The following is a 23,466-nucleotide window of genomic DNA, read 5'->3' on the forward strand; positions in this document are numbered from 1 at the left end:
TCTTTGCTTCTCCTAGCTTCAGATATTGACTAAGTGTATACGGATGTATACACTGGTAAAATGAGAAAGTTAGGAGTGGGAAGTTTTGAAATCGTTTGGTAAATTAATTTCTTATTTAAAGCCTTATACGTTATTTGCCATATTAGGTCCTCTGCTTATGTGTGTCGAAGTGGCAATGGATCTTTTGCAGCCTACCATTATGTCTCATATCATTGACGATGGAATTGCAAATAACGATTCGGCATATGTGATAAAGCTCGGTATTCTTATGCTGATTACAGCCTTTATTGGCTTACTTGGAGGAGCAGGGAGTACTATTTTTAGTGCGAGAGCAGCCATACATTTTTCAGCTGATTTAAGAAAGGATATATTTCAAAAGACACAACATCTTTCGAATAGAAATTTAGACTCTATTGGAATTGGGAAGCTCATTACAATCGTGACGAATGATATTACCTCTGTTCAACAGGCTTTAATGATGACTCTAAGAGTCTTCGTGCGGGGACCTTTGTTATTTATCGGTGCAGTGGTCATTGTTTGGATTACCGCTCCTGAGCTGTTTCCTGTTTTACTTATCGCTATCCCAATACTGATTGTGCTTATCTACTATTTTTCAGCGAAATCTGGAAAGTTATTTGGGAAGGTACAAAAGGCGATGGACCGAGTAAACACCAAGCTCCAAGAAACATTCTCGGGTATAAGAGTAATTAAAGCCTTTAATCGTAGCAAATATGAAATAGATACATTTGAAGAAATAAACGATTCCTTAATGAAGCGTAATCTAGTGGCTGAGCAGGTGATCCTAACTCTTTCTCCTATTGTTATGTTTGTAGTAAATATTGGAGTAGTGGCGGGGATGTGGCTTGGGGCAATAAAAGTAGATGATGGGCTTTTGCAAGTAGGAGTTATTCTAGCTTTCATAAACTATCTTAATATTATCATGAATGGACTCATGACAAGCATCCATGTCCTTATGCAAATAACCAAGTCATTTGCCTCTGCAGCAAGAATTAGCCAGGTGCTAGAGACGACGAGTGATATTCAGGGAGGAAGCAATGATTATACAGCTATAAAAGGCTCTATCGAGTTACAAGATGTTTCATTTAGTTATAGTCAAAATGGAGAATACGTGTTGAAGGATATATCCTTCCAAATTGAAGCAGGCCAGAAGGTTGGAATTATTGGCCCGACTGGTAGTGGAAAGTCGACCTTGGTAAAGCTCCTTCCTCGATTATATGATCCCGACCAGGGGAATGTCTTGATAGATGGTATAAACATTAAAGACTATAATCTTCCAACTCTTAGAGAGGCTATTGGCTTTGTTCCTCAAAAGGCAACCTTATTTTCTGGCTCTATAAAAGAAAATTTACAATATGGAAAAGAAAATGCTACTGACTCCGATATAGAACAAGCAATCTCATCTGCAGCTGCAAAAGAGTTTGTTGACCGCTTAGAAAATGGGTATGATTACACGCTCATGCAGGGGGCTACAAACTTATCGGGTGGTCAAAAACAACGCTTGTCAATGGCAAGAGCGTTCATCCGGAAGCCAAGAATATTGGTATTAGATGATTCTACTTCTGCTATTGATGCCCTTTCAGAAGCAACTGTACAGCAGGTCTTAAACAACCAAGAAGAAGTAACCGTAATCATCATCTCTTCAAAGATTTCTTCCATTAAGGACGCAGACAAAATTCTACTAATTGATGACGGTAGACTGGTAGCTCAAGGAACACATGAGGAGCTTTTAGAGAAAAGTGCAGTTTACCGAGGAATATATGAAACACAAATTGGAAAGGGGGGTGAAGGTGATGAATAAGCCCTCTACAAACACAGGCAGTGATGCAATTAGTAGAGCAAGGGGACCAAGAGGATTCGGAGGTCCTGTGGTAAAAGCAAAGGATAGGAAGGGTACTGTCCTTAGAATCTGGAGGTATATGGAGAAGCAAAAGGTTGCAATGATCCTTACTATCTTTTTTGTTATTAATTCCACCTTGTTAAACTTATTAGGACCCTTTTTAATTGGTTATATTACGGATGAGTTTATTATCCCGAAAGATTTGGATGGCACTTTGCGATTTTTAATAGTATTAGCGGGAGTTTACACAGCAGCTGCTCTATTTACCTGGCTGCAAAATTATCTCATGGTGAAGGTGTCCTTGAACACGATTAAAAATCTTCGAAAAGATATATTTAATAAGTTTCAATCACTTTCTCTTCGATTTTTTGATAAGCGCTCTACTGGGGATTTAATGAGTCGGGTAACAAATGATATAGAAAGCCTAAATAGTGCACTTAGTCAAAGCATCATACAAATCTTTTCGTCTGTTCTAATGGTAGTGGGAGTTGCTATCGCAATGTTTGCCTTGAATTGGATGCTTGCAATCGTGGCACTGCTCATCATTCCATTAGTGATTTTTACAACAAAGAAAATTATAAAATATAGTAGTAGCAATTTTATAAAGAGACAGCGTGATTTGGGAGAGTTAAATGGCTTTATTGAAGAATCGATATCTGGCAATGAGATAGTTACACTTTTTGGGAAAGAAACTGATACCTTTCAACGCTTCTCTTTGGTAAATGAGCGTTTAAGACACTCAGCAATGGCTGCTGACACTGTATCTGGCTTTTTGGGACCAATTAATAACTTTATTAACAATTTAGGATTGGCATTCATTATAGGGATTGGTGCACTGTTGGCAGTTAATGATCTTGCGACAGTCGGCATTATTGCAGCCTTTGTTACTTATTCCCGTCAATTTTATCGACCAATCAATCAGCTTTCCAATTTGTTAAATACATTCCAATCAGCTATTGCTGGAGCAGAGCGAGTATTTGAAATTATGGATGAAGAGCCAGACATGCAGGATAAAAAAGGAGCTATCCCTGTTGACTCTATAAAGGGAGACGTGGAGTTCTCAAATGTTAGCTTCTCTTATGAAGAGGGAGTACCAATCCTTACGAATATTAGTTTTCATGCCAATGCAGGCGAGAAGATTGCCCTCGTTGGTCCTACTGGTTCAGGTAAAACGACTATTATTAATCTGTTGATGAGATTTTATGACATTCATGCAGGCTCCATTAAAATAGACGGAAAAGATATAAAAGATTTTCAGATTAGCAAGCTTCGCGAGAGAATCGGCATTGTACTGCAGGATACTTTTTTGTTTTCTGGAACGATATTAGAGAATATCCGATATGGAAGATTGGATGCAACAGATGAGGAAGTAATTGCTGCTGCTAAGACAGCTTCTGCTCATGATTTTATTAAGCATCTCCCTGAGAAATATAACACTCTCATCACCTCTGGAGGGGCAAGTCTTTCGCAGGGGCAGAGGCAGCTAATAGCAATCGCTCGAGGAATTCTAGCAGACTCAGACATTTTAATATTGGATGAAGCAACCTCCAGTATAGATACAAGAACGGAGGTTGAGATTCAAAAGGGCTTGAACCGACTGACGGAAGGACGTACAAGTTTCGTGATTGCACATCGTCTAAAGACCGTAGAAAATGCCGATCGCATACTAGTGATCCATCAAGGGAAGCTTATTGAATCGGGAACACACACGGAGTTGTTAAATAAAAGAGGATTTTACTCAGACCTCTATGAAAGTCAATTTAAAAGATAAGAGGGGGTGTCCCATAAGTTTGCTGCTTATGGGACATCCTTTTTATTTTTATCAATAAAATACGTTTATTGAAAATAGTTCTAATTATTTATGAATAGAGGATTATGATGAGATGAAAGTAACTTTGTTTTTTCTTGATTAAGTGTCTTTTTCTATATAGACTTTCGCAACTTAAAAGGATAGCTTTTCTACCTAATATCATCAATAATTAAAGTAGGAAATAGAAAGAAAGAGGTGAACGTATTGGTGAAGACATTTTCAGTAAAGCTTTTGTTTCAACATATTTCATCACCCGACTCTATGCCTAGTAAAACCTTTGAAGAAACCATTAATATTATTCGTGCTCCAAGGCTGGAAGATGTAGAACGTATGGTAAAGGAACATTTTAAAGATATTGCCTATACGAATGCGTTAGGAGAAAAAACCGTCATTCGTTTGGTTATGATTTTGGATGTCTTTGAATTAGTAGATGATATAGAAGAATCTTTAGAATTTGTAGAAGTGTATAGCCATCACATTATATTGGATGAAGAGGTTTGTCTGGATCAACGTAAGATAGGTTGAGATAATTAACGTTCCAAAGTTAGGATGTGGCGTACTCCACATCTTAACTTTGGAACGTTTTATTATTATGTAGGATTTTAATAAAGATGAAATATAAAGAGGAAGAAAACACAGTTTTCTTCCTCTTTATCAAATTAGATTGCTTTATCAGGTACAACAATTGAAGTAATTTCAGGTTTAGTATCTAATGCAAGATTAAAAGAAACTTGAGTGGTAGTTAATATAACTCCACAAATACATAAAAGTCCAATAACTAATTTTTTCATGATAATTCCTCCCAGCTTGTTATTTGTGTTTGTTTTAATTGATATTTAAAACCCATTTCATAAAAAATAGTGGATTGTTTATACTGTTTTTCTTCAGCGAGTTTTTTTGCTAGTACGTTGCAGTAGATGTTACAGTGTCTATAGTCTTGTTTCTCTTCGAAGTATTCAATCACTTTTTTGAAAGTAGGAATTAAATTTTTCTCTTTAAGTATAAGGGCTTTATAGATTGAAAAATGGTGGGAATAAAATATCTTATTCTTTTCCGGTAAATCCTCTATTAAAACTAAGCCCTTTTGCAACCATACTTGAGCATTTTTATAATCTGAATGTTTATGGTACTCCTTAATAATTGAAAGGATAATAATGACTTGGTCCGTAGAATTTGAACTTGTCTTAAGGCTGTTTTCAAAGTGAAATAATGCCTTTTCATGTTTTTTTAGCAAAGAATAGCATACCCCTAAATTGTGTTCAATTTTAGCTGTAAACTTAGGTGATTCTATTTTATAACTGATTTCTCTGGCCTTTTCATAAGTTGCGACCGATTCTTCCAATGCACTAGTATTTTTTAAGGCTATACCAAGTATTATTAAGCATTCAATAGAGCGTTCTACTAATATTTCTTGATTAAAATAGGATAAAGCAGACTTTACATAATCAATTGCTAGTATGTACCTCGCTTCAGATAGTAGAGAGAGGCTTGAAATGTAGTACAATTCAGCCATTTCCCAATCTTCCATTCGGTAGCTTTTAATAAGAGCGAAAATTTCTGAGAAAATTTCTGAGGACTCTCTAAAGTGATTATTTAAGTATGCTAAAATACCTCGAATATTGTGTAAGTAGAAAAGTTGCTCAGTATCCATTTCTTTTTGAAACTCAGTTAATATTGCTATGTTACTTTGTACAGCCTCTAAATAGGATGGGAGCATTAACAATAGCCGAGTTTCCATTAATAGTAGTGTTAGTCTATTTGGATCAATCGGGTGTGCTTCAATATAAGAATGTATCTCATTGTATAATTGTTCCGCTCTGACTCTATCTCGAGAATTAATAACAAATTTAAAAGATGACTTAAATTGGTTTATTTGTTCAATTGTTAAGCTGCTGCCTAGCTCTTCTAGTGGTATATTTAACCTCTTTAGTAGATGTTGTTGAATATCATCGCTAGGGATCACTAACCCGTTTTCTATTCTACTCAAATAGGAAGGAACGCAGATTCCAGAAGCTAAAACCTCTTGCTTCATGCCTTGTCTTTGTCTCTCTAACTTTATAAGCTGCCCTATATTCACCTAGTTTAAACCCCCTCGAGTTAGGATTCAAAAAGGAAAACAAAATCCAACACTATTAATAAGATAGCATAAATAAGGGAAAATACCATATTATTCATGCAATAAAAAAGTAGTGTTTAAAAACCTTCAAAAAAAGCAGAATTTAGCATAGTACTTTCCTCTATAATAACTTTCAATATTAGAATAAAATGTAATATTAGTATGCTTTTTTTCATAAAACATTTTCGGGAGAAGCTGGATTGTAAAAATAGAGAAGAAAATGTCGAATGGAGCTTCATACAAAAGTTATAGTGTCAGAAATTTTTTTGAGTATTTATATCTAAATTTAAGCTTAGCTCTATGAAAGTTCCTCTAAATTTTGTCTCCCCATTGAATCTTTTGATAAATTGGACTGTCTAAGCCCCTGGAAAGTTACAGAGTAATTAGGAAAGTCCTTGTCCTTGTGTGAATTCCTTATATAAATCATGTGTATTTATTAATTCATGGTGAGATCCGGCTCCGGTTATTTTTCCTTTCTCTATAAAGAAGATATTATCAGCATGAATAATCGTAGCAAGTCTGTGAGCAATGATTAGGGTGGTACGACCTTCCATTAGTCGATCTAAAGCTTCTTGTACAAGGCTTTCCGAACCACTATCTAGATTGGAGGTAGCTTCGTCTAATAATAAAATCTTTGGATTGTGTAAGAGGGCTCTAGCGATGGCAATCCGCTGTCTTTGCCCCCCGGATAGCTTCATTCCTCTTTCGCCTACTAACGTATCATACTTTTCTGGGAGCTCTTCTATAAAATGTTCTGCATTTGCTGCTCGAGCTGCTGCTTTAATTTGCTCCATTGCAGGTTTCTCTTTCATTCCATAAGTAATATTGGAAAGAATCGTACCGCTCATCAAAGGGCTTTCTTGTGATACATAGCCTATCTTAGAACGCCAAGCTTCTAGAGGCACTTCAGAAATAGGTACATCATTAAACAATATCCTTCCTTTATTAGGCTCATAGAAGCGTTCTAAAAGAGAGAAAATGGTCGTTTTTCCACCGCCGCTAGGACCAACAAAAGCGGTCACCGTCCCTGGACTTGCCTCAAACGAAATACCGCTTAAAATATCCTTCTCATTATCATAAGAAAAATAAACATCCTTAAAACATACCGTACCATCCTTGAGCGATAGGGTATTGTTACTCACCGAATGTTCACTATCCATTTTAAAGAGTTCTTGTATTCGATCAGTTGCACCTACGGCTTTCTGGAACGAAGTGAAAAAGGTTGCCATTTGTGCAAAGGGAACTATAATTTGTACAAGATAAAAGATAATAGCAACTAATTCGCCTGCTGAGAGATTACCGTTTGAGACCTGTAATCCACCATAGCCCAAAATGAGAACTAGAATCCCCATCATCATTAATGTCATGAATGGCGAAATAATCGCTTGTATCTTTGCTTCCTTTAAACCGAAATGGTAAAGGTTTGTAATTGCTTTATCTCCACCATCCATTTCGGTAGGCTCTGCTCGGTAAGACTTAACAAGTCTGATTTCGGTTAAAACTCTCCCAAGAAGACCAGAAAACCCTGCCATTTCCTTTTGTGTAGCTTTCGCCACTTTGTGCATAATGGTCCCTAGAGGCATCATAATGGCTATACTAACCGGGACGCTTATTAGCATGATGAGCGTCATTTTCCAGTCAATGAAAAATAAGATAAATACTGATCCGAGGATGGTAATGATTCCGGTTACGAAGTTAACTAAATGATCAGTAATAAGTGATTTTAGGGTAGTAGTGTCCTGAGTGATGCGGCTCATGGTTTCTCCACTCTCGTTCTGGTCATAATAGGATACTGGTAAATGTAGAACCTTTCCCCACAGCTTACGACGAAGGTCTGCCACGATGGACTCGCCTATGTAGGAAAGTAGATAGTAAGAAAATCCACCGGTTACTGCCTGTAGAAGAAAAACGCTTAGTAAGAGCGCCATCATCTTCCAGTGAAAGCCGGATGATGTAAGTTGATCCACTAAATCGCTTGTTATTAGTGGAACTATCAAACTAATGATTGTGCTAATGAGGGACAAGGCGATGGCGAAAATAGTGATCTTTATTGGCCAGCGAAGCCCTTTTAGCAAAATGAAAAAACCTTTAGTAGAACCTTCCATATAAACCTCCTGTCCTTATTCCACACACAAAAAGAATCGTGCAAAGGAAAAACTTAGCACGATTACATAGAGGACGTATTTTTCGCTTCAATAGGTGTACCCTTCCGTAATTCCATTAAAACAGGGTCGTTTGTTGTCTCTAATAAATCTGTCTGTTTGTTTTGTAGCTCTAAGCGTAACTTTTCTGTTTCTAGGAGAAAGTTATTATACTTTAGTTTTTCTAACTCCATCTGCTCTTTTAAGTATTCGCTCTTCATTTTTTGGGACTTTCTTAAATGAGTAGTCCAAATAGCTGAAAGAGGTATAGAGAAAACCATTACCACTGCCACTAGTCCGATAAAGAGACCGAAAATATCATCTAATTCCAATGAAAACACCTCTATCCTTTTTTATTTATTATATACGAAAAATTGGGAAAATAGTTTCGGAATTAGAAACAAAAAAGCTATCCTTCAAAGAAAGGATAGCATCCGTACTGTTAAGCCGGGTTTAATTCAAGCTCTACATTAATTTTGATATCTTCTCCAACAAGCACTCCACCAGTTTCCAATGCTTGGTTCCAAACTAAGCCAAAATCTTTTCGATTTATTTTCGCTTTAGCGGAAAAAGCAACGACTTCTTGACCCCAAGGATTTTTTCCTTTTCCACCATATTCTACTTCAAAGGTAACAGGTTTCGTTACGTCTTTAATAGTTAAATCACCAGTTACAGCATATTCTCCAACATCTGTAGATTCAATAGAGGTAGCTACAAATTGAATACTTGGAAAGTTAGCTGTATCAAAGAAATCTTCAGAGCGTAAATGGTTATCACGATCTTCATTATTAGTAGTAATCGAGTTCACATCAATGTTGAAACTAATTGCTGCCCCTTTTAAATCATCTGCTGCACCATCTAATTCTGCCGTAAAGCTAGTAAAGCTACCTTTCACTTTTGATACCATCATGTGCTTTACTGAAAAATCAATACTTGAGTGTGCTGCATCTAAATTATACTTTGACATGTTTATTTCCCCCTAATAGCTGTTTTTTTTAAAAGTATAGTTGAATATTATCTTGAAGCAAGTATGTTTTATTCCAAGCTATTAAACAACTCATAAGTTACTTTATGTAAGTAACTATAGAATAATAATATAATTACGTCAAGTAATTAAATTACTCTATTTTGCAAAAGTTGTTAAAAAGGGCTATAATAGCGGTCATAGAGGTGAATGTATATGAAGGAAATGCCATTATGTCCCCGCCTTTCAAAAGCAATGGAGTTAATTGGGAAAAGGTGGACAGCTTTAATTATTTATCAATTGTTAGATGGTGCCAAAAGGTTTAATGAAATAGAATCTTCCCTTCCGATAAGTGGAAGGCTTTTATCAGAACGACTAAAAGAGTTAGAAAAAGAGGGTATAGTTGATCGAAAGGTATACTCAGAGGTGCCCATACGTGTTGAATATAACCTGACAGATAAAGGCTATGCGCTTAAAGACGTGGTTATGAGTATTGAATTATGGTCTAAAAAATGGCTATAGGAATTACCTTGAAAAAAATGATAGAAGAACGCATACTATGTAAGGTAATACGTTAACGAAGAAAGGATTGTCTTTTTTGAGTAAACAGAAATGGTTTAGTGATTTAACGACACAGTTAGATGAGAAAAACGTAAAAGTAGATGAACTATTAAATATTCACACAATGACAAAGATGGGCGGCATGGCAGATTTATTTGTTACCCCTGAGACTGAAGAAGAAGTCGCTTTTGTTGTTCAATATGCTTCCCAAAATGAAATCCCCTTACTACTTTTAGGAAATGGCTCAAATATGGTAGTGAGAGATGGCGGTGTGAGAGGGATTGTACTTTGCCTAAAGAATTTGAATCGTATAGAAGTGGAAGGGAATCGGGTATATGCGGAAAGTGGTGCGGATATCATCCATGTTTCTAGAGCGGCAGCAAAGGCATCGCTTACTGGATTAGAATTTGCCTGTGGCATTCCTGGATCAGTTGGTGGCGCGATGGCAATGAATGCTGGAGCGTATGGTGGAGAGGTAAAAGACGTAATCCATACTTGCACGGTGCTGACTCCAGCAGGTGATAAGCTGGTACTTTCCAAGGATGAATTAGAATTAGACTATCGGAAAAGTGTCATTTCAAAAAACGGCTATTTTGTCTTATCAGCTGAGTTCGAGTTAACACCTGGAAATCCAGAAGAAATTAAAGCAAAAATGGATGACCTTACTTTCCAAAGAGAGTCTAAGCAACCACTCGAATTTCCTTCTGCGGGTAGTGTATTCAAAAGGCCGCCTGGCTATTTTGCTGGGAAGCTAATACAGGATAGTGATTTACAGGGGAAAGGATATGGCGGCGCGGAGGTTTCTACGAAGCATGCCGGATTTATCGTAAATAAAAATAATGCTACTGCTACTGATTATATAAACACTATTAAGATGGTGCAGGAAAAAGTAAAGGAAAACTTCGGAGTAGAATTAGAGCTTGAAGTGAAGATTGTTGGAGAAGACAAGAAATAATAATGTGATGGACCTATGAATACACTTGTATCCATAGGTTTTTTTTTATATGTTGGCCACTGAGGTGGAAGGAAAAGGATATGTTGTGTCGAAGTCTTCTTTGGGAGAAGAAAGGGGAGTTACTGAGGTGAAAAAAAGAAGATGGAAGATAATCGGTTGGACGGTGGGAGGCTTTTTGCTAGTAATTGCTTTAGTGGTTATGGGCTTACATATTTTCTTATCCAATACCAAGCCGATAATAGAGGGAGAAATAGTGTTTACTGGCTTAGAAGAAGATGTAAGCGTCACAAGGGATGATTATGGGGTTCCACATATTAAAGCAAATTCAGATGCAGATTTATATAGAGCACAGGGTTTTGTGCAAGCACAGGATAGACTTTTTCAGATGGATTTAGCCCGACGACAAGCGAGTGGTCAATTATCAGAGGTTGTGGGAGAATCTGCTCTTAGTACAGATAAATTTTTTATTACCTTTGGGTTGAGAGATGCAGCTGAAAAATCATATGAAGGTTATGGAGAAGAAGCAAAAAACGTGTTGAAGTGGTATGCAGAAGGAGTTAACGCTTTTATTGATTTTGCTAAAAAGGAAAAAAAACTTAGTTATGAGTTTAGCCTATTGGGATATGAGCCAACAGAATGGACGCCAATTGATTCACTGACGATTGGGAAGTATATGGCTTATGATTTAGGTGGTAACTGGTCAAGCCTTGCTATTAGACATTGGGCTTTAAATGAGTTTGGTGAAGAAAAGGCGAAAGAGCTATTTATTACTTACCCAGAGAATTCTCCGGCGATAATAGAGGCCAATTTAAATAACCCGGTTCAGGTGAGTGGAGCCTTCGACCCCAGTGTATTGCCAAATGAATTCAATGGAAGTAACAACTGGGTTGTAAGTGGAGAAAAAACAGAAAGTGGGTTGCCTTTACTGGCTGATGATCCTCATTTAGGCTTAAGCACCCCATCTATTTGGTATCAAATGCATTTACAGTCACCGAGTCAGAATGTAAGTGGCGTAATTTTTGCAGGAATACCAGGAATCATTTTAGGGCATAACGAAGAAATTGCTTGGGGAGTGACAAATGTTGGGCCAGATGTTCAAGACCTTTATATAGAGACACCGAACCCTGAAGATAGAACGCAATTTTTATACGAAGGAGAATGGGAACAGGCGGAGGTTCGTCATTACGAAATTAATGTAAAGGATAGTGACCCGGTGCCACTTGAAGTGCTAGATACTCGACATGGTCCAATAATTTCCGACGTAATGTTTAAGAATGAAGAGGCTCCTGCCCTTTTCTCCATGCAATGGACTGCTTTAGAGCCGACATTGGAGCTTCAGGCTATCCTAAAGATGAACAAGTCTACTAACTGGGAAGAGTTTGAAAAAGCTCTAGAGGATTTTCATGCTCCTGCACAAAACTTTGTGTTTGCTTCCAAGGATGGCACTATTGCATACAAGGCTAATGGAAGAATACCAATTCGGAAAACAGGGGAAGGTCAACTTCCTGTTCCTGGAGATAGTGATGAATATGAGTGGATTGGCTATATACCCTATGCAGAGCTTCCTATGACAATTAATCCTGAGGAAGGATTTGTTGCAACAGCAAATAACCAGGTGATTGATGAGACATACCCTTATCATATAACTGATTTCTGGGCACAATCTTATCGATACGAGCGAATTGCAGAAGTACTTGAAGACAATGATTCACTTACAAAAGAGGATATGATGGAGCTTCAAATGGATCAAACGAATTTATACTCTCGGGAATTCTTGGAATCTATGATTAGTTCCTTAGAAAAATCAAATACGGCAGAAGAGTACGATTCCATCATTCAATTGCTTTCTGATTGGAACCAGGTAGACGATAAGGACGCCGCAGCGCCTCTTGTCTTTCATAAATGGATCAGAGCACTTCCTGTTGAGATGTTCTCCGAGCATATGCCAGAGGATGTTTATTCTATGCTCCCTGGAAAAAGCCATCTCACGGATCAGCTGTTGCGAAAAGGCTATGCTGGAGAAAGCAGTGTCTGGCTAGAGGAATACGGAGGTGTCGATTTGTGGGTATCTGAGGCCTTCAAACAGGCTGTAGAAGAAATTAAAAGTGAATCTAGTAGCAACGAAGAAAAATGGAGGTGGGGAGATTATCATCAATTAACTTTCGACCATCCAATTTCTAGTGCATCTCCACTACTAGCATACTTTCTTAATCCTAAGCCAGTGCCGATTGGCGGTTCTGGTATCACGGTTCAGGCTGCAGGTTTTGGGGTAGACGGAAAAGTAGATCATGGTGCATCTTGGCGTTTTGTAGCAGACTTATCTGACTTATCGGAGGCTTATCATATCGTAGGTCCTGGTCAAAGTGGTCATATAAAATCTAAATGGTACCATAACCAAGTGACGGACTGGGCAGAAGGAAAGTACCATACTACTAATATCCAAGGTAGCTTGGAGAAAGGCTACGAATTAATGTTAATCGCTGAATAATTCGTGATTTCTTAAGTGAATATAGTGCAATACAGAAGGAACAGAATTGAATAAGTAAGAAGCAGGGGAGATGCGGTTATACTCCATTTGTTGCGCCAAGCAGTGAAATTTCCAACTACTCACTGTTTGGTTTTTTTGTGCTAAAAATTAGAGCAAGCCTTCCTTGGGATAAAAGAAAAATAAAAAAACAATCAAATGCCTATTTGAATATATTGTGTTTAGAATAGACTGAATATATAATGGAAGTATAATCAAATGACCATTTGAATGAGGTGGGAAAGTGCATACAAATGATATGTGTGAGGTTCCAAATGTCGATAAAACTGTTTGTGAAGAGGTAAAAAAGCAACTGCCTAATCTGACGAGAGTCTCGCAGTTATTTAAGGCGCTTGCAGATGAAACGAGATTGAAGATAGCCTATGCCCTAACAATAGAGGAGGAACTATGTGTATGTGATGTAAGTGAAATAATTGGTTCTTCTACAGCTACTGCTTCTCACCATCTTCGTTTCTTAAGAGATTTATCTTTAGCGAAGTCAAGAAGAAAAGGAAAGCAGATTTTCTATTCCTTAGCAGATCATCATGTAAATGAATTAGTGAAGATTGCATACGAGCATGCAATAGAAGAGGGTGAAGAAAATGGAGACGACAGAGAAGAAAGAGTATAGACTGGAAAATCTTTCGTGCGCAAATTGTGCAATGAAATTTGAAAGAAATATAAAAGCACTCCCAGAAGTGAAGGATGCATTGGTGAACTTTGGGGCTTCTAAAGTTTCTATTGTAGGTAATGCCACAATAGAAGAAATAGAAGAGGCTGGAGCCTTTGATGGTATTAAGGTAGTCCCTCTAAATCAACGTAAGGTAGAAAGGGCTCCTTTCTTTCAGCAAAAGCATAATGTTTTAACTACAATCTCCTTTCTATTTCTTGTAGTTGGGACGATAACATCTTTTATTTACGCAGAAGACCACCCTGCAGCTATTGTGTTATTCGTTCTTTCTATCATTGTAGGTGGTGCGGAACTATTTAAGGTCGGATTTAGCAATCTGATTAGGTTTGAATTTGATATGAAAACACTTATGACCATCGCTATTATAGGAGCAGCGATAATAGGGGAATGGCGTGAGGGTGCGGTAGTTGTCTTTTTATTCGCGGTAAGTGAAGCGTTAGAGGCGTATTCCCTAAATAAAGCTCGTCAATCTATTAGTGATTTGGTAAATGTTGCTCCTAAGGTGGCAACTGTTCGAAGAAACGGTGAACTGGTGGATTTAGATACCGAATTTATTCAGATAGAGGACATCTTGGTTGTAAAGCCAGGTCAGAAAATTGCTATGGATGGAATTGTCGTGAAGGGATTTTCTACAGTTAATCAGGCTTCTATCACTGGAGAGTCTGTACCGGTGTCTAAAGGGATTGGAGAAGAGGTCTTTGCTGGAACGTTAAATGAAGAAGGATCTTTAGAAGTCAAAGTGACAAAACGAGTAGAAGATACTACGATAGCTAAGATTATTCATCTGGTAGAGGAGGCACAGGCAGAAAAGGCTCCTTCCCAAAGGTTTGTAGATAAATTTGCAAAATATTATACCCCTCTTATTATTTTCATCGCCTTCCTTGTTGCAATCATTCCCCCATTATTTGGAGCAGAATGGCATCACTGGATTTACCAAGGGCTTGCGGTGTTGGTGGTAGGCTGCCCTTGTGCATTGGTTGTATCTACCCCTGTGGCGATAGTTACTGCGATAGGGAATGCGGCAAAGCAGGGAGTGCTTATTAAGGGAGGCGCTTATTTAGAGGAAATAGGTAGGCTACAAGCGATTGCTTTTGATAAAACAGGTACTTTAACGAAGGGGTATCCTGAGGTAACGGTTGTAGAGGCAGAGAATTCTCCAGACTTTATTCAAAAGGTGATGTCCATTGAGGCATATTCTCAGCATCCCTTAGCACAGTCTATTGTCCAATATGCTTCCAAAAAAGGGATACATCGACTGGAGGTAGAGGAATTCCACTCGGTTACTGGAAAAGGAGCAGAAGGAACGGTAGAGGGACAGAGATGGTCAATAGGAAGTGTGAGCTGGATTTCTACTCTTTGCGAGCTACCTTCGGAAACAATTAGCACGATAGAGGAGTTACAGGTACAAGGCAATACGGTCATGCTTGCTTCCATGGACGGTCAGTATAAGGGTTATATTGGAGTTGCAGATCCAATAAGGGAATCTAGTCATCACATTTTAGAGAGCCTTGAGCAAGCTGGTATTAAGCATACAGTAATGCTTACTGGAGACGATATACGTACAGCTAATGCAATTGCGAAGAAATTAGGAGTAACAGAAGTAGAGGCAAATCTAATGCCAGAGCAAAAGCTGTCGGCTATTAAACAGCTCAGAGAAAAATTTGGAGCTGTGGCGATGGTAGGGGATGGTGTGAACGATGCTCCAGCACTAGCTGCTGCATCAGTCGGAATCGCGATGGGAGGAGCAGGAACGGATGCTGCTTTGGAGACAGCGGATATTGCTCTCATGGCAGATGATTTAGGAAAACTTCCTTACACAATTCGATTAAGTAGAAAAGCATTGCATATTATTAAAGAAAATATTATGTTTGCATTAGGTTTAAAGATTGTAGCGCTGCTTTTAATTATCCCAGGGTGGTTAACTTTATGGATTGCCATCTTTGCAGATATGGGAGCAACTTTACTAGTAGTACTAAATTCATTAAGATTATTAAAAGTACAAAAGTAAGAGGTTCGGAGGGGTAATAATGAAGCTGACAGAATGGACGATGGAGGAGCAAGAATTGCTAATCCATTTCTTAACAACAAACACTTGGCCTTATCATGGAAATTCCCATCCAGCTAGAGAACTGGTGGAAAAGACTATTGAAGAAGGTGGATACCAATCGGACGAGGTAAAAACCTTTTGGGTGGAGAATGGAGAACAGGAAAAGGTCGGGATTGTTAAGATTTACGATTTGCAGGATGATATTCCCCTTTTCGATCTTCGGATAGCTGATGAAAAAAGAGGGCAAGGCTATGGCCCTCTTGCTTTAAAACTAGTTGCGGAGTATGTATTTCAGTTACCAGAGGAAAAGATAAGATTAGAAGGACATACAAGGCAGGACAATTTTGCCATGAGAAAAACGTTTGAGAGAGCGGGCTTTGTAAAAGAAGCTCAGCTAAGGCAGGCTTGGTTCTCTCCCAAAGAAAACTCTTATTATGATGCAGTAACCTATGGGATGACGAGAGAAGATTTCTTGAAGGGTACATCTACTCCTGTAAATTGGGACGATGATTTCTATGTTCATCCCGTAAAAAGTGGAAGAGAAGATCAATTTCCGGAGATATTTGAAACGGAAAGATTAGTGATAAGAGCTCCTAGAGTAGAAGATGCAGAGGAAGTGTGGAAAGCTATTGTTAATTCCCACGAAGCATTGAAGGAATGGATGCCTTGGGCGCAGACGAAGCAATCTATGGAGCAAACTGTAACAAATCTGCGCCAAGCTGTAGCTGATTTTATTACAAGGACTGATTTGCGCCTTCATTTATACTTGAAGGATACGGGTGAATTTGTAGGTTCCTCTGGTCTTCATAGAATTGACTGGACTGTACGTAAATTTGAAATAGGGTACTGGATTGACAGTAAATTTGAAGGAAAAGGCTATATGACAGAGGCTGTTGAAAGAATTACAGGGTTTGCATTTGAAGAATTGAAGGCTAACCGTGTAGAAATAAGATGCGATAGTGATAATGTAAGAAGCAGGTCAGTTGCTGAAAGGTTATCCTTTCAATTAGAGGGAACACTACGCCATGATTCTCTATCTGCAGATGGGAAAAGTCTACGAGATACTTGCATTTATGCGAAAACAAGATATTAAGTTATATGAAATTTAGAAAGCTTTTATATTATTACCAGGTTCATAAGTGATGATTGTTCCAAACCCTTATACAGAAAAAAACATCATTTTCCTATCGGAAAATGATGTTTTTTTCTGACTTACTCTACTGTATCACTAACTTCCAAAAGCTACTTCAGAGTGATCGACGGCCGGTAACTAGTTGAATTACAAAAATAATACCAGCAATTATTAATAATGTGTGAATTATTCCTCCGCCTATGTCTAATAAGAACCCTAATAACCATAGGACGATTAAAATTACAATGACTGTCCATAAAATTTTACCCATTTTACTCTTCCCTTCTTCTTAAAGAATTTTATACGTGCTATTATTATAAAGTTACCCTGACAACTAAGTTACTAAACATGGGAAGATAATTGAAAGAAGAGGCTGAATTGTTAACTAATGTAATGGAGGAAATCGTTCAAGGGATTGTAAGAGTCTTAATGCGAGGACCAGAATATCAAACTTTTTGTAAATGCAGTCAATGTGAAAATGATATTATAGCTCTTAGCCTAAATACGATGCCAGGGCATTACGTGACAACGGAAAAAGGAAGAAGAGCTGTATTCGAACGTATGAATACAAATGAGAATAGAGAATGGATTAATAAACGTATTATCCATTCCATTCATACTGTGGGAAAATACCCGCATCGTCAATGATAGAGGGAGTATCCAGTGGTGATTTAATTGCAAATTACTTAACATAAAACTTCTTAAGTAGTGGGCAATTTGTAGTCTCATATAGAAGAGAACCAATGTTGAAGCTGGGAGAAAGCACTTGCGATTTTTTAGTATTATCTAAAATCGTAAGTGCTTTTCTACTGTTATAGTTGGACCTATTTTTTATTAAGGTACTTTTATAAATTCATCTGAAAAAGTTGAATCATAGGCTATTCATGGACGGGAATAATAGCTCTATTTGAGGTAGTTGTTTTGATGTAGTAAAATGAAGAAAGAAGCAAGAAAGGAAGATTATAATGCCAACACCTAGCATGGAAGATCATATTGAACAAATATACCTCTTAATAGAGCAGAAGGGCTATGCTCGTGTGTCTGACATAGCGGAAGCTTTATCCGTGCTACCATCTTCAGTAACGAAAATGGTTCAAAAATTGGATAAGGACGGCTTTTTGATTTATGAAAAGTATAGAGGATTAACATTAACTGAAAAAGGTTTAAAGCTTGGGAAAAAGCTAGTCAAAAGACATGAGCTATTAGAAGCGTTCCTTCGATTAATCGGTGTCGAGGAAGAAAACATTTATGAAGATGTAGAAGGAATTGAGCATCATTTAAGCTGGAATTCCATCGATCGCATAGCTGATTTAGTAATTATATTAGAAGAAAATCCTTCTCTCCAAGAGAAATTATCAGAGCTTCGTAAGAATCTGTAGCGAAGTTTTGTCATATTTCATGGTAGATGGATAAAATATAAGCTACTATAGATGATCTGAGGAATCTATACATATAAAGCGGAAGACAAGAGGGTCCCCTAAACTTAAGGGGAGTTTTTCTACTTGTTTATAAATCGGATGAATCGGTTATAAGGAAATTAGCATATACTGTGAAAGCGGAAACGGATGTAAGGTAAATTAGATGAAAACAAGAGGTTGGTCAGAAGGAGAGCGGTAATCGTGGCAGAGTTAGCATCAGGAGAGATTATTAAAGCGACAGTACAAAGTCAAGAAGGGTCCAAGTGGGTTCTTTTATATGAAGGTAAGGATATTCCTTTAAACGCATCAGAGGCGCCGGAAGGTCTGCAAGAAGGTGATTTTTTAGAGGTTTTTTTATTTGTAGATAGGAGAGGGAACATAGCTGCTACTACGCAACTGCCCCATATTAGAAAAGGAACCTATGGATGGGCTAGGGTAATTAAAGTGGCAGAACGTGAAGGTGCTTATGTTGATATTGGTACTTCAAGAGAAGTGTTAATAAAAGAGGAGGACCTCCCGAAAATAAAAAAATTATGGCCCCAAACAGGTGACCATCTTTATATGACACTCAGAACGGATAAAAATGGCGAGCTATTTGGACGACTGGTAACAGAGGATCGAGTAGAGGAAATGTATATAGATGCACCAGCTACTCTCCTAAATCAGAATTTAGTGGCTAGACCATACAGATTATTACCAGTAGGCACTTTCTTGTTAAGTGTTCCAGAGCATTATCGGATTTTTGTTCATCAGTCTGAGAGAGAAGAGGAGCCGCGTCTAGGACAAGAAGTAACTGTCCGTATCATCGATACAAAAGAAGATGGAACTTTAAATGGATCCATGCTTCCTAGAAAGCATGAACGCTTAAGCGATGATGCGGAAACAATTTTTAGATACTTAACAGATGTCGGAGGGAAAATGCCTTTTACTGATAAGTCTACCCCTGAGGAGATTCAAGAAATGTTTTCTATGAGTAAGGCTGCTTTTAAAAGAGCCCTTGGTAAGCTTATGAAGGAAGGGAAAATTACCCAAAGTGAAGGCTGGACAACTTTGAAAATGTAATAGTTCACATGGAGTAAAAAGAAGGGATAGTTGTCTCGGAACTTTTTACTCCTTTTTACGTACTAATGGTTGTAACGTATAGAAAGGGGTTACATGGAATGAAAAAAATGACAAGCATATTGTTAATGTTGGCTCTTCTTGTTGGCGTCCTTATTGGGCCAGTAACCACATTAGCCGATTCTGATGGGAAAGCAGCTGCTATTGATGAAAGATTTGGTGCACCAATTGTCGTATATGGTGGTAGTTTAAGTGATTCAGAAAAGAAAAGCGTGAAAGATAGTCTAAAAGTTAATGAAAGTTCTGAGGTTCAGGAAATTATTGTGACAGGACAAGATTTAGCAAAGTATTTACAAGACGGGGATGCTTCTGCTCGTATGTTCTCCTCTGCGAAGATCACTCGTAAAGAAGCAGGTAAAGGGCTAGTGATAGACATCGTTACACCAGACTATATTACTGAGGTTAGCACTGACATGTATGCTAATGCGATGTTGACGGCAGGTATAGAGGACGCAGTTGTTGAGATTGCTGCTCCTAAACCAGTTACAGGCCATTCTGCTTTAGTGGGTATTTATAAGGCATATGAGGTAACTGGAGGAGAATTGGATCCAGAGAGAACGGATGTAGCAAATGATGAGCTATCTGTTGCTACTATCCTTTCAGAGGAGGCTGGAATAGAAGAAGCAAAGGTTAGTGAGCTGTTAACGGAAATTAAAAAACAAATTGCTGAGCAAAACCCAGTTTCCAGAGAAGAAGTAGAAAAAATAGTTAGTGAGCAACTGTCTAACTTAAAAATTGAGCTGTCCGAAAAGGATAGACAGCTATTAGTTGACCTAATGGATCGTATCAGACAGTTAGATATCGATTTTAGTAAATGGTCAGATCAGTTAAATGATTTGAGTAAAACGATTGAAGAGAAGCTGAAGGACCTTAAAGATAATGAAGGCTTTTGGCAAAGTGTAAAAAACTTTTTTACAAATTTAATAGATTCCATCCGTTCCATATTCAATTAGTATTAAAATGAGAGAAAATCAGTTGAAAAGAGCTTAGGACAAAACAATAGAACAGCACTTGCGATTTTATATTTTTGATGAAGTCGTAAGTGCTTTCTTACTTTTAAAATGTGTGGTTCTTCACTGCGTCGGATGCTTTCCGCGGGCGCGGCTCGAAGGCCAACAGGACGTTGGTCAGGAAAACGTTGTCACACGATGTGACGCTTTTAGTTTTCCATCCTTAACCAAAACCTCGCGCTGTTCCCGCAGGAGTCACCGACGATGTTCCGAACCATTAATAGTAACTTCTAATAAATAAATCTTGATAAGAATCTGGTAAAAAGAATGTATAACAAATCTTTAAAAATTGTTTTGTACCATTCTCTTTCACTTAAGAATTCGGTTCTGTCCCAGCCTCTTTCTTCCTTTTCAGCCCCATTACTAGGCTGTTCTGTCATCTCATCATATGTAGAGGATGTATGAAATGCTAGAGACAGACATAAGTTAGAAAGGACCTAAACCTTTAATCTTGTAGATAGATAGTAAATTTGATACAGTAGAGTATATATCTCGAATTCAAGATAAAAGGGGGTTCTTTCTTTGAAGCTTGCAGGAATCCATCATGTTTCAGCCATTACTGCTGATGCTGAGAAAAATCACGATTTCTTTACAAAAATTTTAGGAATGCGGTTGGTGAAAAAAACAGTAAATCAAGATCATACCTCTTCGTATCATCTCTTTTATGCAGATGCAATAGGAACTCCAGGGACGGACATGACTTATTTTGATATCCCGATGGCTGGAAGGACTCGCCCAGGAGTATCTAGTATTAGCGGGACCGGTTTTCGAGTAAAAAGTGAAGAAGCGCTAAGATTCTGGAAAGAACGCTTTAAGCAGTTACAGGTGCCTCATGGAGAAATAGTACAAAAGTTTAATAGAAGTACTCTGACATTTGAGGATTTTGAAGGCTCTAGGTTAATGTTAGTGGTAGACAACGGGAAGGGAATACCTTATGGAACACCTTGGGAAACCATAGATATACCATTAGAATATGCCATAGTTGGTTTGGGCCCAGTTAAACTGACACTGCTTGATGCGGAGCCAACTGAAAACGTTTTAAGACAGGTATTAGGCTTTCGATATGTGGGAAGCTATGCTTCTGAGGTGAAAAATCAACCAGAAATACTGGTATATTCAACTGGTGAGGGTGGTCCTGCTGGAGAAATACATCTGGAAACGAGAAACGATTTACCACGAGAAAGACCTGGAAGAGGAAGTGTTCATCACGTAGCATTTAGAATTCCTTCTATAGATGACTACCCAAAATGGAATGAGCTTTTATTGGAGCAAGGTTTTACTACCTCAGGACTCGTGGACCGATACTATTTTAAGGCGATCTATTTCAGAGAACCCAATGGTATATTATTTGAACTCTCTACGGATCAGCCTGGTTTTGCCACTGATGAGGGATTAGAAAGCTTGGGCACGACCCTTGCCTTGCCCCCATTTTTAGAGCCTCAAAGACCGGAGATAGAGGCTAAGCTACGTCCGTTGTCAATTGACAAATGAGTATGATAAGATGCTAAAAAGGAGAGTGGGATTATGGAATTTCAATATAAAGAGCTTGGGAACGATGTTTATGCTTATCAAGTGATGGAAAATGGAGAAAGACTAGGGGAGATTACTTGGACATTACTGGGTGATGTGATGGTCATGGACCATACCTTTGTGTCGCCTAAGCTAAGAGGTCAAGGGGTAGCAAAAAAACTGTTAGACACAGCTGCAGGGTTTGCTAGAGAGAATAATTATAAAATGGAGCCTGTTTGCTCTTATGTGGTAGACACATTTAACAAATCTGAAGAATATAATGATATAAAAGCATGATAAAAGGCAATCCGCTCTCCTTGAGGGTGGATTGCCCTTTACATTCTTACATAGAAGTAAATAATACCAAAATACCTGTTAATACCGAAGCACCTGCCAATGTATACATAAAATCAGACTGGTTAAAAATTAACTTTTTTTCCATGTCAATCAACCTTTCTTAGTGTTTGATACTTTCTAATTACCCATAGTGTGACAAACTAAAACAAGTTTAATGAAACTTTTGGAGGGAATCTCAAAAATATAGAAACTTTTTCACAATAATGCCGTAGAATTAGAGAATATAAAATATTGGAGGTAGAAATATGTCGAGAACTGGAGAGTTAGCTTTAGGGATTGTAAGTGCAGTTTTTACATTTTTAGGTACTATTTTAACGGTGATTTTTCTTATCGGTGGAAGCAGTGTCTTTACAGACGAGGCTTTCATAGCGGAATTTGAGCAAGAAATATATAATGATCCAACATTGTCTGAAATAGAGGCTCAGGAAACGATAGATATTATGGGTGTCTTTTTCGAAATGTTTACTGTATTGGGTTGGCTGTTGGTCGCTACATTAGTAATTAGTTTAGTGCTTAATATTATCGGAGTTGTTTCTGTATCGAAAAATAAGAAACCGAAGCTTGCAGGAGTAATGTTCATCATAGCAGGAGTGTTTGCAGGAATTTTATCTTTAACTTCTATTCTTTTATATATCGCAGCTATCATGTGCTTTGTTCGCAAACCACCTGTAAGCCCAGAGGAAGAATATTATACGCCAACACAGCCTTTATAATGTAAATAAGACACCAGTCAAAAGACTGGTGTCTTTAATAAATATACATATTTTGAAGTAGAGATTGGATGGTCTTCTAAGTATTCATGAAACTCTTCTAAAAGTTCAAAGCCGAATTCTTCACAGAATAAGCGAGCGTTATGATTGTCACTTTCAATATATACAAATAATTGTTTCCCATTAGTCATTTTAGACAGACCAGCCTCTATAAGCAGCTTTCCAAAACCAAGCTTTTGGTATTCAGGGAGTATGTAAATCGCAGTAAGCTCTGCATCTCCATCTTCGTCTACTCTTGTAAAGCTTGCAAAGCCTATGGGTTTATTATTATATTCAGCCATGAGGAAAATAGATTTTTCCAATTGTTTTGCGAGCATCATGCTAGAATAGGCCTTCTCTAAGATTATATCTTGAACGTAGTCTGGAATAATATGCTTGTAAGTAGCATTCCGACTTACTCTTGCTATTTGTTGGACAATAGAAATATCTTGTAATGTTGTTTGCCTAATCATCTGGAAATCACCTCTTCCAAGCTTTTTGCTAT

At 37.9% G+C, this 23,466-nt stretch carries 23 protein-coding genes; 16 read left to right on the forward strand and 7 right to left on the reverse strand.

The features are described 5' to 3' along the window. Positions 1-85 precede the first annotated feature (85 nt). The 3 genes from AC1VU3_RS08650 (at position 86) to AC1VU3_RS08660 (ending at position 4,193) form a co-directional block, all read left to right on the forward strand. A complete protein-coding gene (locus AC1VU3_RS08650; protein WP_482983293.1) occupies positions 86-1,819 on the forward strand; it encodes an ABC transporter ATP-binding protein in 1,734 nt (577 codons plus the stop codon). Beyond that, the gene (locus tag AC1VU3_RS08655) at positions 1,812-3,629 is read left to right on the forward strand and encodes an ABC transporter ATP-binding protein (protein WP_482983294.1); all 1,818 of its coding nucleotides are present in this window, start codon (positions 1,812-1,814) and stop codon (positions 3,627-3,629) included. Before AC1VU3_RS08650 ends, AC1VU3_RS08655 begins: the two co-directional genes overlap by 8 nt. A gap of 246 nt (positions 3,630-3,875) precedes the next feature. Continuing rightward, positions 3,876-4,193, forward strand: a complete 318-nt coding sequence (locus tag AC1VU3_RS08660; protein WP_480389450.1) for a DUF4288 domain-containing protein — start codon at positions 3,876-3,878, stop codon at positions 4,191-4,193. A 134-nt stretch (positions 4,194-4,327) separates the two neighbouring features. Here AC1VU3_RS08660 and AC1VU3_RS08665 read toward each other — a convergent pair whose 3' ends face one another. From AC1VU3_RS08665 to AC1VU3_RS08685, 5 genes are all read right to left on the reverse strand, one after another. Beyond that, a complete protein-coding gene (locus AC1VU3_RS08665; RefSeq protein ID WP_482983295.1) occupies positions 4,328-4,459 on the reverse strand; it encodes a hypothetical protein in 132 nt (43 codons plus the stop codon). Next, positions 4,456-5,745 carry a helix-turn-helix domain-containing protein gene (locus tag AC1VU3_RS08670; protein WP_482983296.1) on the reverse strand — a complete coding sequence of 430 codons (1,290 nt, stop codon included), beginning with the start codon at positions 5,743-5,745 and terminating at the stop codon, positions 4,456-4,458. Before AC1VU3_RS08670 ends, AC1VU3_RS08665 begins: the two co-directional genes overlap by 4 nt. 422 nt (positions 5,746-6,167) lie before the next feature. After that, positions 6,168-7,889, reverse strand: coding sequence for an ABC transporter ATP-binding protein (locus AC1VU3_RS08675; RefSeq protein ID WP_482983297.1), 1,722 nt, complete (start codon positions 7,887-7,889; stop codon positions 6,168-6,170). A 62-nt stretch (positions 7,890-7,951) separates the two neighbouring features. Further along, positions 7,952-8,257, reverse strand: a complete 306-nt coding sequence (locus AC1VU3_RS08680) for a hypothetical protein (protein ID WP_482983298.1) — start codon at positions 8,255-8,257, stop codon at positions 7,952-7,954. A gap of 110 nt (positions 8,258-8,367) precedes the next feature. Beyond that, positions 8,368-8,892, reverse strand: coding sequence for a YceI family protein (locus AC1VU3_RS08685; RefSeq protein WP_482983299.1), 525 nt, complete (start codon positions 8,890-8,892; stop codon positions 8,368-8,370). A 213-nt stretch (positions 8,893-9,105) separates the two neighbouring features. Here AC1VU3_RS08685 and AC1VU3_RS08690 point away from each other — a divergent pair, with 213 nt between their 5' ends. The 6 genes from AC1VU3_RS08690 (at position 9,106) to AC1VU3_RS08715 (ending at position 16,760) form a co-directional block, all read left to right on the forward strand. After that, a complete protein-coding gene (locus AC1VU3_RS08690) occupies positions 9,106-9,411 on the forward strand; it encodes a winged helix-turn-helix transcriptional regulator (RefSeq protein ID WP_482983300.1) in 306 nt (101 codons plus the stop codon). A 76-nt stretch (positions 9,412-9,487) separates the two neighbouring features. Further along, positions 9,488-10,405 carry a UDP-N-acetylmuramate dehydrogenase gene (gene murB, locus AC1VU3_RS08695; protein ID WP_482983301.1) on the forward strand — a complete coding sequence of 306 codons (918 nt, stop codon included), beginning with the start codon at positions 9,488-9,490 and terminating at the stop codon, positions 10,403-10,405. A gap of 127 nt (positions 10,406-10,532) precedes the next feature. Then, a complete protein-coding gene (locus tag AC1VU3_RS08700) occupies positions 10,533-12,893 on the forward strand; it encodes a penicillin acylase family protein (protein ID WP_482983302.1) in 2,361 nt (786 codons plus the stop codon). A gap of 295 nt (positions 12,894-13,188) precedes the next feature. Next, the gene (locus AC1VU3_RS08705) at positions 13,189-13,560 is read left to right on the forward strand and encodes an ArsR/SmtB family transcription factor (protein ID WP_482983326.1); all 372 of its coding nucleotides are present in this window, start codon (positions 13,189-13,191) and stop codon (positions 13,558-13,560) included. Then, positions 13,532-15,628: a heavy metal translocating P-type ATPase gene (locus AC1VU3_RS08710; protein WP_482983303.1), complete on the forward strand. Its 2,097-nt coding sequence runs from the start codon at positions 13,532-13,534 to the stop codon at positions 15,626-15,628. Before AC1VU3_RS08705 ends, AC1VU3_RS08710 begins: the two co-directional genes overlap by 29 nt. Before the next feature lie 19 nt (positions 15,629-15,647). Then, a complete protein-coding gene (locus AC1VU3_RS08715; RefSeq protein ID WP_480389394.1) occupies positions 15,648-16,760 on the forward strand; it encodes a GNAT family N-acetyltransferase in 1,113 nt (370 codons plus the stop codon). Between the two features lie 154 nt (positions 16,761-16,914). On the opposite strand, the gene AC1VU3_RS08720 is transcribed toward AC1VU3_RS08715, so the two are convergent. Continuing rightward, a complete protein-coding gene (locus AC1VU3_RS08720; RefSeq protein ID WP_480389395.1) occupies positions 16,915-17,070 on the reverse strand; it encodes a lmo0937 family membrane protein in 156 nt (51 codons plus the stop codon). A 107-nt stretch (positions 17,071-17,177) separates the two neighbouring features. Between AC1VU3_RS08720 and AC1VU3_RS08725 the strand changes: the two genes are divergently transcribed. From AC1VU3_RS08725 to AC1VU3_RS08755, 7 genes are all read left to right on the forward strand, one after another. Beyond that, entirely contained in the window at positions 17,178-17,447 is a 270-nt protein-coding gene (locus tag AC1VU3_RS08725; RefSeq protein WP_480389396.1) for a late competence development ComFB family protein, read from the forward strand. A 317-nt stretch (positions 17,448-17,764) separates the two neighbouring features. Beyond that, positions 17,765-18,178 carry a transcriptional regulator MntR gene (gene mntR / locus AC1VU3_RS08730; protein WP_480389397.1) on the forward strand — a complete coding sequence of 138 codons (414 nt, stop codon included), beginning with the start codon at positions 17,765-17,767 and terminating at the stop codon, positions 18,176-18,178. A 240-nt stretch (positions 18,179-18,418) separates the two neighbouring features. Continuing rightward, on the forward strand, positions 18,419-19,279 hold the full coding sequence (locus AC1VU3_RS08735) for a CvfB family protein (RefSeq protein ID WP_480389398.1): 861 nt from the start codon (positions 18,419-18,421) through the stop codon (positions 19,277-19,279). Between the two features lie 98 nt (positions 19,280-19,377). Then, a complete protein-coding gene (locus tag AC1VU3_RS08740) occupies positions 19,378-20,289 on the forward strand; it encodes a DUF1002 domain-containing protein (RefSeq protein ID WP_480389399.1) in 912 nt (303 codons plus the stop codon). A 579-nt stretch (positions 20,290-20,868) separates the two neighbouring features. After that, complete coding sequence (locus tag AC1VU3_RS08745; protein WP_480389400.1) at positions 20,869-21,837, forward strand: ring-cleaving dioxygenase; 969 nt, start codon at positions 20,869-20,871, stop codon at positions 21,835-21,837. A 33-nt stretch (positions 21,838-21,870) separates the two neighbouring features. Continuing rightward, complete coding sequence (locus tag AC1VU3_RS08750; RefSeq protein ID WP_480389401.1) at positions 21,871-22,152, forward strand: GNAT family N-acetyltransferase; 282 nt, start codon at positions 21,871-21,873, stop codon at positions 22,150-22,152. A 305-nt stretch (positions 22,153-22,457) separates the two neighbouring features. After that, positions 22,458-22,925 carry a DUF4064 domain-containing protein gene (locus AC1VU3_RS08755; RefSeq protein WP_480389402.1) on the forward strand — a complete coding sequence of 156 codons (468 nt, stop codon included), beginning with the start codon at positions 22,458-22,460 and terminating at the stop codon, positions 22,923-22,925. Between the two features lie 17 nt (positions 22,926-22,942). On the opposite strand, the gene AC1VU3_RS08760 is transcribed toward AC1VU3_RS08755, so the two are convergent. Beyond that, entirely contained in the window at positions 22,943-23,434 is a 492-nt protein-coding gene (locus AC1VU3_RS08760; protein WP_480389403.1) for a GNAT family N-acetyltransferase, read from the reverse strand. Positions 23,435-23,466 lie beyond the last annotated feature (32 nt).

The sequence above is a fragment of the Psychrobacillus sp. Z16_25 genome (assembly GCF_056856695.1).

Coding starts and splice junctions, on each gene's coding strand:
- AC1VU3_RS08705 (WP_482983326.1), top strand. CDS start 13,189: ATGTGTGAGGTTCCAAATGTCGATAAAACTGTTTGTGAAGAGGTAAAA.
- AC1VU3_RS08750 (WP_480389401.1), top strand. CDS start 21,871: ATGGAATTTCAATATAAAGAGCTTGGGAACGATGTTTATGCTTATCAA.
- AC1VU3_RS08685 (WP_482983299.1), bottom strand. CDS start 8,892: ATGTCAAAGTATAATTTAGATGCAGCACACTCAAGTATTGATTTTTCA.
- mntR (WP_480389397.1), top strand. CDS start 17,765: ATGCCAACACCTAGCATGGAAGATCATATTGAACAAATATACCTCTTA.
- AC1VU3_RS08690 (WP_482983300.1), top strand. CDS start 9,106: ATGAAGGAAATGCCATTATGTCCCCGCCTTTCAAAAGCAATGGAGTTA.
- AC1VU3_RS08675 (WP_482983297.1), bottom strand. CDS start 7,889: ATGGAAGGTTCTACTAAAGGTTTTTTCATTTTGCTAAAAGGGCTTCGC.
- AC1VU3_RS08665 (WP_482983295.1), bottom strand. CDS start 4,459: ATGAAAAAATTAGTTATTGGACTTTTATGTATTTGTGGAGTTATATTA.
- AC1VU3_RS08760 (WP_480389403.1), bottom strand. CDS start 23,434: ATGATTAGGCAAACAACATTACAAGATATTTCTATTGTCCAACAAATA.
- AC1VU3_RS08715 (WP_480389394.1), top strand. CDS start 15,648: ATGAAGCTGACAGAATGGACGATGGAGGAGCAAGAATTGCTAATCCAT.
- AC1VU3_RS08710 (WP_482983303.1), top strand. CDS start 13,532: ATGGAGACGACAGAGAAGAAAGAGTATAGACTGGAAAATCTTTCGTGC.
- AC1VU3_RS08720 (WP_480389395.1), bottom strand. CDS start 17,070: ATGGGTAAAATTTTATGGACAGTCATTGTAATTTTAATCGTCCTATGG.
- AC1VU3_RS08655 (WP_482983294.1), top strand. CDS start 1,812: ATGAATAAGCCCTCTACAAACACAGGCAGTGATGCAATTAGTAGAGCA.
- AC1VU3_RS08740 (WP_480389399.1), top strand. CDS start 19,378: ATGAAAAAAATGACAAGCATATTGTTAATGTTGGCTCTTCTTGTTGGC.
- AC1VU3_RS08755 (WP_480389402.1), top strand. CDS start 22,458: ATGTCGAGAACTGGAGAGTTAGCTTTAGGGATTGTAAGTGCAGTTTTT.